Source organism: Cytobacillus spartinae (genome assembly GCF_042865285.1).
Lineage (GTDB): Bacteria > Bacillota > Bacilli > Bacillales > Cytobacillaceae > Robertmurraya_A > Robertmurraya_A spartinae.
On sequence record NZ_JBIACK010000008.1, the window covers coordinates 167748 to 179178 of the forward strand.

An 11431-nucleotide genomic window follows, 5' to 3' on the forward strand; every position below is an offset into this window, starting at 1 on the left:
AACAGCCTATGATTAAGGAGACTATCTTGTACTAATTAAAATACCTAATTTTATGGGTTTTCATCATAAATAGACTAGTTGGATAAGCCAATTTTCTATATTTAAAACATAAAAGCGTAAAAGTTGCCTTTTAAGTTTGAAAATAAGAATGCTGTTAAACAAATCACAAGAAAAAATAAGAATAAAATCGCTTTATACATAAAGAACCAGCTCCACTATAACCTAAATATCATTTATAACAACCTACATTTTACATGTTAAAAGATACACATTCAACTAGGAAATAGTGGATTTTTATGGTGTTTTTAGTACAAAATTTACTGTATATACTAATTTAATTTTCTTCTTATTCTAAGCAGTCTTTTATCAATCTCATTTTCATATTTATGTCGCAGATGTTCCAATTCTGTCGCGAGTAATGCCTTTGCTTTTTGGCAATAAAAATGAGCTCTATCTAGTTGTTTCTCCTTATGTTCATACACTTTTGCTAATTCGATACAGGCATCAAAAGCAAATAAGGCTATCCCATTATTAGAAACCTCTGTCCATAACTCGACCGCTTCCTTCCATTCCTTTTGTTTTTTATATTCCATGGAAAGAGCTAACTTCGCTTGTACAGCATCTTGTTCATCCCCATGAGAGATTTGCGAAAAAACATCCATAGCAGTCTGATTCTCTCCAAGATGGGCATACCACCTCCCAACTTCATATCTTTCTTTCACACTTTGGTTTTGATCAGCATTCAAGAGTTGAAAGGAAAGATGGGTATACAAAGTGATCAATGATAAAATGTCCATTTCATTATGTCTTAAAATCCCCATAATTCCCTCAGGATTTTGTCGCTCTACAAAATCAAAATAGATCATCGGAGCCAAAAATCCTGGGACATCATCTTTCCTCTCGATATTCAACACTTCTTTTTCAACTATAGAAAGTTTCATCCGTTCTAACTTGTGCTTCCAAAGTCTTCTTGCTGCATGAAATAGATCAAAATGACCGAAGGAAGGCAGGTTGGGTACATGGTCTCTAATTAAGGTGTGCCTAGTTTTGACCTGGGGCCAATCAAATGCTTTCCCATTGTAAGTGACCAAAGTTGTATAATTTACATTCTCCAAAAAACTTTGGTATAAAGGAATCTCTCCACCTGGTTTGGGTAATAAATGCTGTTTCAGAACAATTTGGTCACCTTTTACACTAGCATGTCCTAATAGAAATATGGTATTTCCTGCTCCCCCACCAAGACCGGTTGTCTCTGTATCGAAAAAAAACAAGTCCTCTGCTTTAAATCCCTTCGAAGATAATGGATGTGAAATAGATGAATGATTCCATGCCTCTACCGCTCTGATAAAATCAGAAAATCGGTATTTTCCATACGTATGTGTTAATGGGTAACGAACTTCCCTCACTAAACAATATTCACCATCAAAATAAAAAGGAGAAACATAGTCCTTTTTCCACTCGATAAGATATGGAATGTCCTCTTTTAACCCAGTGTTATCTAAATTTTTCTCCATATTGACTGTTAAATTTGACGATGATAATGAGAGATGCGGTTTTAAACGATTTAGTTTGTTTTTCAGTGACAATATCTTACACCTACCCTGCCATACTAGATGAAAACTTCCGTAAGATTTTCAAAACATCGCTTTTACCAGATTCAGTCGAAACATCTGTACCGATGCAGGATGGACATCCTTGCTCACATTGACATCGCTCTATCATTCCTACAGCATCTTGTAACACGGTCTCAATCCCATCGTAGATTTTCTCACTTAAGCCTATTCCACCAGGGTACCTGTCATAGAAGAAAATAGTTGGCTTTTCATTATGAACAGCCTTCACTTGTGGAACGACGTGAATATCCTGTGGGTCACTCATCACAAACAGTGGAGCAATATGCTTTAAAACATGTGCTGTTCCTATAAGCCCCTTTTCTAATCGTTCCTTCGTGAAATTAGATGCTTCCTCATCAATTGAAATCCACGCAGCACTTGTGTGAAGCTCTTCTTCAGGTAAATGGATAGGTCCAGATCCAATATTCTCGTGGGTTTCAAATTTTATTTTTTTAAAAATCGTTGCTTTCGCTAAGACACTTACATCCCCATAGCCAATCTCTGTCGAACTGATTGAGCGATTCTTATCTATTTCTAAAACCTTTAATTCTACCGCAAGATTAGCATCCGTGAAGTAATCTACATCCACTTCTCTTACAAAAGCCTTCTTTTCTTCCCAGTCTAGTTTTTCTACCTGGAACTGTGCCCCTTGATGCAAATAAATCGCTTCCTCATGCAATAAGGTCATGGCTGAAAAGCGATCCATTTCTCCGATGACTTTTACATTGGCAATATCCGATTGGTCAATAATTACAACATTCTCTTGTGAAGCTGACCGTAGGCTAATGTTCGTAGCAGGAAATGAGTCATTCATCCAGTACCACTTTTCACCATTTTGATAAAGAACTCTTTCTTCCACTAAATATTCTAGAACATCTTCTGTCTCTAATGATCCAAACTGCTCTCCTTTTTTAAAAGGTAACTCGTATGCAGCACATTTAATATGGTCAATTAAAATGATGAGGTTGTCTGCATTAATTCGAGCTGTTTCTGGATTTCTTGTAAAAAAATACTCTGGATGCTGAACGATGTATTGATCCAACGGGCTTGAGCTTGCCACCATGACAACCAAAGACTCCCCATGCCTTCTACCTGCTCTTCCAGCTTGCTGCCAAGAGCTTGAAATGGATCCAGGATAGCCAGTCATAATACAAACCTGTAATTGCCCAATGTCCACACCTAGCTCTAATGCATTTGTACTTACTACTCCGTAAATTTCTCCATTTCGCAAACCTTGCTCGATTTTTCTACGCTCGGTAGGTAAATACCCTCCTCTATAGCCTCTGATGGCTTTAGGACCTAATTGGTGTTTTACAAGTTCTTGTAAGTATGTAAGAAGGATTTCTACTCTTACTCTACTTCTTGCAAAAACGATTGTTTGAATCCTATTTTTTAATAACTCTCCAGCAAGTTTTCTAGCCTCTAAAGTTGCACTTCTTCTTATATTTAATGGCTTGTTGACGATTGGAGGGTTGTAAAATAGAAAATGTTTTCTTCCACTTGGAGCCCCGTTGTTGTCAATTAACTCCATCTTTGCTCCCGTCAAATTTTCCGCTAATTCTAACGGATTAGCAATCGTAGCAGATGTGCAAATAAAAATGGGGTCACTTCCATAAAAACGACAGATTCTTTTCAACCTACGAACCACGTTCGCTACATGGCTTCCAAACACCCCTCTATAAATATGTAACTCATCAATGACCACATATTTTAAGTTTTCAAAGAGGGAAACCCATTTCGTGTGGTGGGGGAGAATGGCTGAATGAAGCATGTCAGGATTTGTAATCACAACATGCCCTGCTCTACGCACCTTCTCACGGATATTTGCTGGTGTGTCTCCATCATATGTATAGCTATTTATATCCAAATTCGATTCTTGAATGATCTCATTTATTTCACTTTTCTGGTCTTGAGCCAACGCTTTTGTAGGAAAAATGTATAATGCTCGCGCTTGAGGCTGTTGAACAATCGTTTGAAGAACGGGCAGATTATAACACATGGTTTTTCCTGAAGCGGTAGGTGTAACTGCAACGATACTCTTTTTACTTTGAACCGCCTCGTAAGCTGATTTTTGGTGAGTATATAGCTGATTAATTCCCCTTTTTTGTAACGCATCCCTTAATTGTGGATGAATATTAGAAGGCAAATCAGCCGTTTTAGCTTCTCTCTCCTCTATTGTCTTCCAATGAACAACATTTTCTTTAAAAGTATTTTCTATTTTCAGCCCTTGTAAAAAATCCTGTAGAGACTTTTTCACTTTCATTTTTCCTGTCACCTCTCGATATTTCTATCATATCGAATAAACGTTCGCAAAAAAAGATATTAACTTTATTTTTTTATGGTAATTTTTTTTGAACAAAAATGTAAATGGTTATCGTCTAATTAAATATAAAACTATCAATCTCATTATCTAGTTATAAAAGGGAAAATTTGACACAATCTAAAACATTTGTAACAATAAAATTTCAATATTGTTCAAAAATTTAAACAATTACATTGGAGGATAGAAATGGTAAAGCAATTAGTTAGGAGCACATTGATTTTTCTGCTTATCTTATTAGGTTTCATGCTCATCCTACTCTTACCTAGAGAACAGGAAATTCATGTGATAGACGCCTTTGAAATAGATGTAGAGTACCCCTTTGGGATAGAAGTGTATAAGGAACGAATTGAACAATTCATTACATATTTTCAAGAGGAAAAAGGGTTTGGAATATCTAGGACCGGTGTCCCCATCTCTGAGGAAGTTAATACATTTTTAGGTCGCAGTTTAAAGATAATTATTCCTGCATTTTTAATAAGCATGATTCTTGGAACATTCGTTGGTATTTTGCAATTTTACTACCGTAATAGAAAAAGAGGGAAGTTTAGTGCATTTGTATCATGGCTTTTCTCGTCTATCCCAGATTTCTTTCTCTACATTGCCATTCAGTTCTTATTAATAAAACTTATCCATGCTGGTCTGCCGCATTTTAATTTATATGGACATGAAAATTGGTATAGCTTCATTATCCCATTATTATCATTACTGCTTTTCCCATTTATTCACATGACAAGATTTACAGCAGCTTCATTGGAAAATGAAACAGGGCAGGAGTACTTAAGGACTGCGTATGCAAAAGGACTTGGTAATGTGAAAGCATTGGTACATATGCTTTGGAACTGCTGGCCAACGATCTTAAATCAAGCACAGCTAGTCATGCTTTATATCTTATCTAGTTTACCGATTATAGAGAAACTCTCTGGTTTTAATGGGGCAGGTATACAATTACTAAATAGTATATTAAACAATGATGAGGTAAGAGCCTTGGCGTTTATGCTACCGTTTTTGTTTATTATGTTTGCAACCATCATAATTTCTCAAAGTATTAAAGCCATTTTAGTTCCAAAAGAAATGAGATGAAAAAAATGTTGAATTTTTTAAAAAAGCACTATCTCTTTTGTGTAGGTTCAATTTTATTAATACTTTTGTTATTTATCACTTTTATTGGGCCTTATACTCCCATTGTTGATCGCGAATTAGAGACCATTACGTATGTACTAGATGAAAACAGAAAGCCAATAATCCCCCCTTATCCTCCATCTGATGAGTTTTTGTTAGGAACAGACAAAACGGGACGTGACTTGTTAAGTCTACTCATTCTGGGGGCAAAAGAAACCTTGCTTATGGTTGTATTAATTACGGTCATTCGCTACCTATTTGCCATTCCTTTATCTTATTTTGCTCATAAAAAAATACTAGGAACTCATCATTTTTTAAATTGGATGAATGGGCTGTTCTCTTATATTCCAACCATCATCATTGTCATTCTAATTGCAACCCTTCCACCGATTCTATTTAATGATTTTAGGCCACATTATCTAGTTATGATCATCGCTTTAGTGGAAGTAGCAAGGGCTGCAGATATGATTAAACTTGAGTTTGATGAAATATCGTCAAAAGAGTATATAAAAGGTGGAATTAGTTCTGGATCCTCTTCATTTACATTATTCCGAACTTATTATTTGCCCTTTCTGTATGGAAAAATACTAGTGTATATGATTTCTGACTTAGGAAGAGTTATGTTTTTATTGGGCCAACTTGGCTTTATCGGAATTTATATTCTACAAGAGTTAATCCAACTTGAAAGCGGAATGTATAAGGTTATAAACGAATCAATTTCTTGGCCGATGATGTTGATGGAGGCATTCGAAGATGTTAGGGGCCCGATCTGGATCCCATTCTATTCTGCTCTTGCTATGACTTATGCTATTTTTACCTTCAATCTATTTGCACAAGGGTTACAAAACTTTTTCAAGAAAAAAGTACAATATATTTAATTTTTTCATGGAAAGCCGTTATAAACGGCTTTTTTTGATAGAATAAATATAGTAAATAGAGCTAGAGGTGTACGATGAAAATAGATGAAATTAAACGAGTACTATCAGAGTTTTCCTTATTTAAAAACTTGAGTCCCTCTGAGATGGACAAAATCGTGGAAATCTCCATTTCAAGGGACTATAAAAAAGGTAGTCATGTATTTATGCAAGACGAGCCCATTGAAAATGTTTACTTTATTCACCACGGTAAAATTAAAGTATATAAAAGTGATATCAATGGGAAAGAGCAGATTGTCGCTATATTAAAACAAGGAGAAATGTTTCCTCACGTAGGCTTCTTTAGAAAAGGAGGTTATCCTGCGTACTCTGAGGTAATTGAAAATGCAAGCCTTGTCGCAGTCCCGATTCTTCAATTCGAAAAAGTTCTTTTGGAGAACCCAGAGCTTTGTATCAAGGTTTTTAAAGTGTTAGGGGAAAAAATTGTTGACCTTCAGGAACGTCTAGAAGCTCAAGTTCTTAATAATACGTACGAACAAATCATCAAACTTCTTATTAGACTCGCTAGATTGCATGGAATTGAGCTAAGCGATGGGCAATTATTGCTACGAGGGGAATTTACCAATAAAGATTTAGCAAATATGATTGGCACTACTAGAGAAACGGTTAGTCGAACCCTCACTAAGATGAAAAAAGATGGTCTGATTGAAGTAGACGGGAGTGGGGATATGACATTTAATCCTGAGGTTCTGCTGGAGCAGTTATTATAGAAGGATACGCTTCTGTTAGATTTCACATATAAAGAAACCGCAGATGAACATCTACGGTTTCTTTTTTGTTATTCGGTTTTAGTTAAGCCAAGCATATCAGCCATATCTTCTTGTGCAGTTCCAATCAGCTTTAAATTAAATGTCTCTTGAAGAACCTGCATAACTCCTTCTGAGATAAACTCTGGAGGCTTAGGTCCAATACGGATATCTTTGATTCCTAAGCTAAATAATCCAAGTAAAATAGCTACTGCCTTTTGTTCAAACCATGAAAGAACAATGCTTACAGGAAGATCTTTTATTTCACACTCGAATGCATCTGCAAGTGCCATTGCGATTTTAACAGTTGATCCTGAGTTATTACATTGTCCTAAGTCAATATAACGTGGGATGTCTGTCCCAGGAACTGTCCCGTAGTCCACATCGTTAAAGCGGAATTTACCACAAGATGTTGTTAAGATAACCGTCTCTGGTGGTAAAGACGTAGCTAACTCACGATAGTAATCTCCACCTTTCCCCGGTGCATCACATCCTGCGATAACGAAGAAACGCTTGATTTTGCCTTCTTTGACAGCTGCAATCACTTCAGGTGCTAACCCAAGGACAGTTTCGTGATGGAATCCTGTTAATAAAGTCTCGTCTGACTCAATATTCGCTTCTGGAAGTTCTAATGCTCGATTAATTAATGGAGAAAAGTCATCATTTACAATTTTTTGAACATTTTCTAATCCTGCTACTTCATATGAGAACATGCGATCAGCATACGTACCTTTAATTGGCATTACACAGTTTGTTGTCGCCAAAATAGCTCCATTAAACTTTTCAAATAATCTACGTTGGTCATACCAAGCTTTTCCAATATTCCCTTTTAGGTGTGAATACTTCTTCAAAGCTGGATAGCCGTGAGCTGGTAGCATCTCAGAGTGAGTATAGATATTAATTCCTTTACCTTCTGTTTGTCTTAGTAACTCTTCTAGTGCAAAAAGGTTATGCCCCGTTACAATAATGGCCTTCCCTTCCACCTTGTTTTGAGATACACGGATTGGTTGAGGAATTCCAAGTAGTTTCGTATGTGCTTCATCAAGTACTTCCATGATACGAACAGCTGATTGACCAACCTTCATTGCCATATCAATATGCTCTTGTACATTAAAATTTGAATTTGTTAATGTCATATATAATGCTTCATGTGTTGTTGCATCAACGAATGGATCTGTATAGCCAAGTTGGTTTGCATGTGTACGATAAGCTGCAATCCCTTTTAAACCAAAAATAATTGTATCTTGTAAACTAGCGATGGTTTCATCTTTACCACAAACACCAATTACTTTACATCCCCCGCTTGGCGTTTGTTCACATTGATAACAAAACATTTCATATCCCCTCTTTCAAATCTTTATTACTGTTACAGCATACCTTCCTTTCTAACTTCTAAGTGTGATGCAAATCACATTATTATGAGTTGTCAAAATTTGTTCAAAATTTAAAAGCCCTTATCTTATGTTCTTTCCAATGCCAATGATGAACCGCCTATGTATTTTTGCATACAATATGGTGAATGATTTTGTGTTGAGAGGAGTGGATAGGATGTCTTCAAATCTTCCAAGTGGTCCTAATAAGAGAAATAAACATGAGCCTTTTGGGGATTTAATGAAATCTATGAATGATTTCTTTCATGAAAAGCCCGTTAAAGGCTTTTTACAAAGTATCGATGATTTTTTCAGAACTCCCTTTGCATCATTTCCGATTGATGTTATTGAGCAAGAAAATGAAATTGTGGTGACAGCTGAACTTCCAGGTATTAAAAAAGAGCAAATATATATCAATGTACTAGATAATTATTTGACGATTACCGTAAAAAACAATGAAATAGTCACTGAGGAAGATGATGTGAATCGAGTTTATCGAAGAAAGCAATCGATGCAACAAATGAGTAGATCTGTTGGTCTTTCACAGCCTATCAATGAAAGTAAAGTAAAAGCCTCCTATCAGGATGGGTTGTTAAAAATTCGTATTCCAAGACAAAAAGGAAAAAGAATTAATATTAGCACGGACTAACGCTCCTTTAATGAGAGTTTATCCCATTAATATCTAGCAGGATCTTCCCTGCTTTTTTGTTTAGGCTGTTTTTGCATAAGTTGTTGCTATTCGTATATGGTCTTCAACACGAATTATATGCGGCTTGGTGGCACCTATTATTCCCAAAATAGAGAAAACAGCACCATAATCAGTTTAAAAGCTGTTTAAAGTACCTAAATAGTAACAAAGTTTACGAAAAGAGCCTTTGTTTACAACAAAAGAGCAAAATCAGATGTTTTAACAATCCCATTTTTTTGACAGAGATTGTTATAACCTGCCATCTTCTGAAGGTCCCTTCATTCATAATGAACAATCACAAACTTAATAAAATGCAAAAAGGTATAGGGGACCCTATACCTTAAATATTCCTCCAAGCCCCTTCACCATCCCTGAGACTTGATTAACTGCATTCATCATCGCTCCTGCAGTGTCCATCATTTTATTAAAATCCAAGGAACCATCCTGACCCTTAAAAGAATTCATGATCGATTGAATTCCTGACGGTGGTCTTGGGATAAATGATGCTTTAGGGTATGGATTCATATAGGGCATTTGGTTCTCATAATACGTATTTCCCCCACCAAAGTAAGACTCCTCCTCTTGTAGTGGGTTTTGTAGTACAGACTGAGAATGTTTTTTTCCTCCTTGATACTGTTGATAATATGAATTCATCCCATTCTGAGGATACCCGTTCATTTCTCCACCAGCTTGAGGGAATGGCTGATTTCCCCCACCAAATGGAGGATACATATAGTTCATGTGATTTTGCATATTCGAGTTAGGAAAGCTACTTTGTTGCATTTGATTGTAAGGATTTTGTTGAAAATAGTATGGGTGAGCTCCCTGCTGCTGATTAAAGGAATAATTTGAATAAGGCGATTGTCTTACGTAATTCTGACCATGACTTTTTATTTGTTGTACATACCCGTCGTTATAGATCGGATATTGTATGGGAGTAAAATAGGCTTTTCTATTACTTCGGCCAAACATGGACAGACCTCCTCCTTCATCTATTTCACTACTTTAGAATATGAGTGAAACGCCTAAAAGGTGAATGAGAGATGGGCTACTGTTTCAATAGGAAGTGGATGCTGAGGGAAATAGTTAAACATAAGTTAGAAATGGAAAAAGAATATTGTCATAGAAGAGTAAATCTTGTCGGAAGTTTCAATTTTTTAAAAACGAGGATAATTATTTTTTCATGTTACGATGTATACACATAATATCTTTTTATGTTTATATCATAATTTTATTTTCAGAAAAGATGAGGAGGATACTAGCATGAATGTTCACGAACTAAATCAAAAATTTATTAAGCTTAAAAACTACTCACCAGAAAGTGTAAATGAATTGTTAGACTTTGCGAAAAAAGCTTATATCTACAACGAAATTTCAACTAGTGATTATAGGAAGCTTGTTCGTGACTTAGAATCTCAAGGTGCTACAATCCCAGACGAGTATAAAGAAAATTCCCTCATCGAGAACTAATGACTAAAATGAAAAGGAACTCCTTGAGTGAGTTTCTTTGACTGAGAACAGACTCGAATACTCGAGTTCGTTTTCAGTCTATTTTTTTATTCGTTTCAGGACAATTTACCACGTTAAAGGTTTAATTTTAGCTCATCCACCATAACCTTTAATATATATTTAACGGATTGAAGATAATTAATGAAGCGTGTACGACTAGTTTCTGGGTAAAAAGCTTGAACAGATAACATTTCAATTTGATCATAAGCAGACTCAATCTGTTTAAAATGAATATGCTTTGGTCGCTCAACTCTTACCCAAGAGGCTGCTTCTTCCTTCCACGCATCATTTATAGCTTTTACCTCATCAGCAAAAGGCTTGACCTCTGTATAAAAATCACCTTTTTCTTGAGATTTTCTTGCTTCTTGATATCTCCCTTCAATAAAGTCCATGTATGAAAGGAGCTTTTCTGATAAGTTGTTTAATTTCACAGTATCCATTACTATATTCACCTTCTTAAGGATTCTTGTTTCCATTCAAAACAAAAAGCAGCAATGAAAGAATCAAAGCTACTTAGATTATTTTATCATGTATTGTTTAGAAAGGAGAAATAACACCGCTCATTTTTTTGAAAGACACCTAGCTTTCAACAAACAACTATCTATTAAAAACCTAATTCTAGATTTAATTTTTTGTTCTGCGGGAGATTCATTTTGGTTTTTCCTTTATGGAAAGGGACGACGTTATACATATTATTTTCTAGTTCTTTAAGTTGTACCTCACACTTTGACAATTTTTCTGACTGATGATTTACCATTTCTTTTCTTTCCTTACTTAGGTTTGTATCAATGGCTCTTTCTAACTCTTCTAGCTGATCATAGATTTCTGTTAATAGTGATAATATCTCTTCCTTTTGAGCTTGTGATTGTCCCATGTTCATTGTCCTCCTCTTTCTTATCCACTAAAATGGTTCGCTTACTAGCACTGTAGATACTTTACGTTTCTTCTGATAACACTAAATTCGCTCTTTAAAAACTAGTTCCTTCACCCCTGACAAAACTAGAAGAGATTCGGCAAAGAAAGAAGATTTTTTCAACTTTTAAGGATTATTTTCGACAAGAATACAGTTCAGGTGAAATATCATCGAATGCAAATTCCTTTGCTTGAACAAACTAAAATCGGAGGTGT

Annotated in this window: 11 protein-coding genes; 5 read left to right on the plus strand and 6 right to left on the minus strand. The window is 35.6% G+C overall.

All coding sequences use genetic code 11. From position 1 onward, the window contains the following. Window positions 1-329 precede the first annotated feature (329 nt). Window positions 330-1586 carry a ribonuclease H-like domain-containing protein gene (locus ACFYKX_RS16420; RefSeq protein ID WP_389362145.1) on the minus strand — a complete coding sequence of 419 codons (1257 nt, stop codon included), beginning with the start codon at window positions 1584-1586 and terminating at the stop codon, window positions 330-332. Window positions 1587-1596: 10 nt separating this feature from the next. Further along, window positions 1597-3876, minus strand: a complete 2280-nt coding sequence (locus ACFYKX_RS16425) for a DEAD/DEAH box helicase (protein ID WP_389362146.1) — start codon at window positions 3874-3876, stop codon at window positions 1597-1599. A 246-nt stretch (window positions 3877-4122) separates the two neighbouring features. On the opposite strand from ACFYKX_RS16425, the gene ACFYKX_RS16430 reads away from it, so the two are divergent. From ACFYKX_RS16430 to ACFYKX_RS16440, 3 genes are all read left to right on the plus strand, one after another. Continuing rightward, on the plus strand, window positions 4123-5016 hold the full coding sequence (locus tag ACFYKX_RS16430; protein ID WP_389362147.1) for an ABC transporter permease subunit: 894 nt from the start codon (window positions 4123-4125) through the stop codon (window positions 5014-5016). Between the two features lie 5 nt (window positions 5017-5021). After that, window positions 5022-5933 (plus strand): peptide ABC transporter permease, encoded by a 912-nt coding sequence (locus ACFYKX_RS16435; RefSeq protein WP_389362148.1) that lies wholly within the window; start codon window positions 5022-5024, stop codon window positions 5931-5933. A gap of 74 nt (window positions 5934-6007) precedes the next feature. Continuing rightward, window positions 6008-6700, plus strand: a complete 693-nt coding sequence (locus ACFYKX_RS16440) for a Crp/Fnr family transcriptional regulator (RefSeq protein ID WP_389362149.1) — start codon at window positions 6008-6010, stop codon at window positions 6698-6700. A gap of 68 nt (window positions 6701-6768) precedes the next feature. On the opposite strand, the gene hcp is transcribed toward ACFYKX_RS16440, so the two are convergent. After that, complete coding sequence (gene hcp / locus ACFYKX_RS16445) at window positions 6769-8070, minus strand: hydroxylamine reductase (RefSeq protein WP_389362150.1); 1302 nt, start codon at window positions 8068-8070, stop codon at window positions 6769-6771. Between the two features lie 214 nt (window positions 8071-8284). Here hcp and ACFYKX_RS16450 point away from each other — a divergent pair, with 214 nt between their 5' ends. After that, window positions 8285-8755 carry an Hsp20/alpha crystallin family protein gene (locus tag ACFYKX_RS16450; RefSeq protein ID WP_389362151.1) on the plus strand — a complete coding sequence of 157 codons (471 nt, stop codon included), beginning with the start codon at window positions 8285-8287 and terminating at the stop codon, window positions 8753-8755. A 372-nt stretch (window positions 8756-9127) separates the two neighbouring features. On the opposite strand, the gene ACFYKX_RS16455 is transcribed toward ACFYKX_RS16450, so the two are convergent. Beyond that, the gene (locus ACFYKX_RS16455; protein ID WP_389362152.1) at window positions 9128-9766 is read right to left on the minus strand and encodes a YppG family protein; all 639 of its coding nucleotides are present in this window, start codon (window positions 9764-9766) and stop codon (window positions 9128-9130) included. Window positions 9767-10057: 291 nt separating this feature from the next. Between ACFYKX_RS16455 and ACFYKX_RS16460 the strand changes: the two genes are divergently transcribed. Then, window positions 10058-10264 (plus strand): YppF family protein, encoded by a 207-nt coding sequence (locus tag ACFYKX_RS16460; RefSeq protein ID WP_389362153.1) that lies wholly within the window; start codon window positions 10058-10060, stop codon window positions 10262-10264. Window positions 10265-10377: 113 nt separating this feature from the next. Here the strand turns inward: ACFYKX_RS16460 and ACFYKX_RS16465 are convergent, their stop codons facing one another. Both ACFYKX_RS16465 and ACFYKX_RS16470 read right to left on the minus strand, forming a co-directional pair. Continuing rightward, window positions 10378-10743, minus strand: a complete 366-nt coding sequence (locus ACFYKX_RS16465) for a YppE family protein (RefSeq protein ID WP_389362154.1) — start codon at window positions 10741-10743, stop codon at window positions 10378-10380. Window positions 10744-10907: 164 nt separating this feature from the next. Further along, entirely contained in the window at window positions 10908-11177 is a 270-nt protein-coding gene (locus tag ACFYKX_RS16470) for a hypothetical protein (RefSeq protein ID WP_389362155.1), read from the minus strand. Window positions 11178-11431 lie beyond the last annotated feature (254 nt).

Bases quoted from the DNA above. Each gene is read 5' to 3' on its own strand.
- ACFYKX_RS16435 (WP_389362148.1), top strand. From the start codon at position 5,022: ATGTTGAATTTTTTAAAAAAGCACTATCTCTTTTGTGTAGGTTCAATT.
- ACFYKX_RS16455 (WP_389362152.1), bottom strand. From the start codon at position 9,766: ATGTTTGGCCGAAGTAATAGAAAAGCCTATTTTACTCCCATACAATAT.
- ACFYKX_RS16425 (WP_389362146.1), bottom strand. From the start codon at position 3,876: ATGAAAGTGAAAAAGTCTCTACAGGATTTTTTACAAGGGCTGAAAATA.
- hcp (WP_389362150.1), bottom strand. From the start codon at position 8,070: ATGTTTTGTTATCAATGTGAACAAACGCCAAGCGGGGGATGTAAAGTA.
- ACFYKX_RS16430 (WP_389362147.1), top strand. From the start codon at position 4,123: ATGGTAAAGCAATTAGTTAGGAGCACATTGATTTTTCTGCTTATCTTA.
- ACFYKX_RS16450 (WP_389362151.1), top strand. From the start codon at position 8,285: ATGTCTTCAAATCTTCCAAGTGGTCCTAATAAGAGAAATAAACATGAG.
- ACFYKX_RS16465 (WP_389362154.1), bottom strand. From the start codon at position 10,743: ATGGATACTGTGAAATTAAACAACTTATCAGAAAAGCTCCTTTCATAC.
- ACFYKX_RS16440 (WP_389362149.1), top strand. From the start codon at position 6,008: ATGAAAATAGATGAAATTAAACGAGTACTATCAGAGTTTTCCTTATTT.
- ACFYKX_RS16460 (WP_389362153.1), top strand. From the start codon at position 10,058: ATGAATGTTCACGAACTAAATCAAAAATTTATTAAGCTTAAAAACTAC.
- ACFYKX_RS16470 (WP_389362155.1), bottom strand. From the start codon at position 11,177: ATGGGACAATCACAAGCTCAAAAGGAAGAGATATTATCACTATTAACA.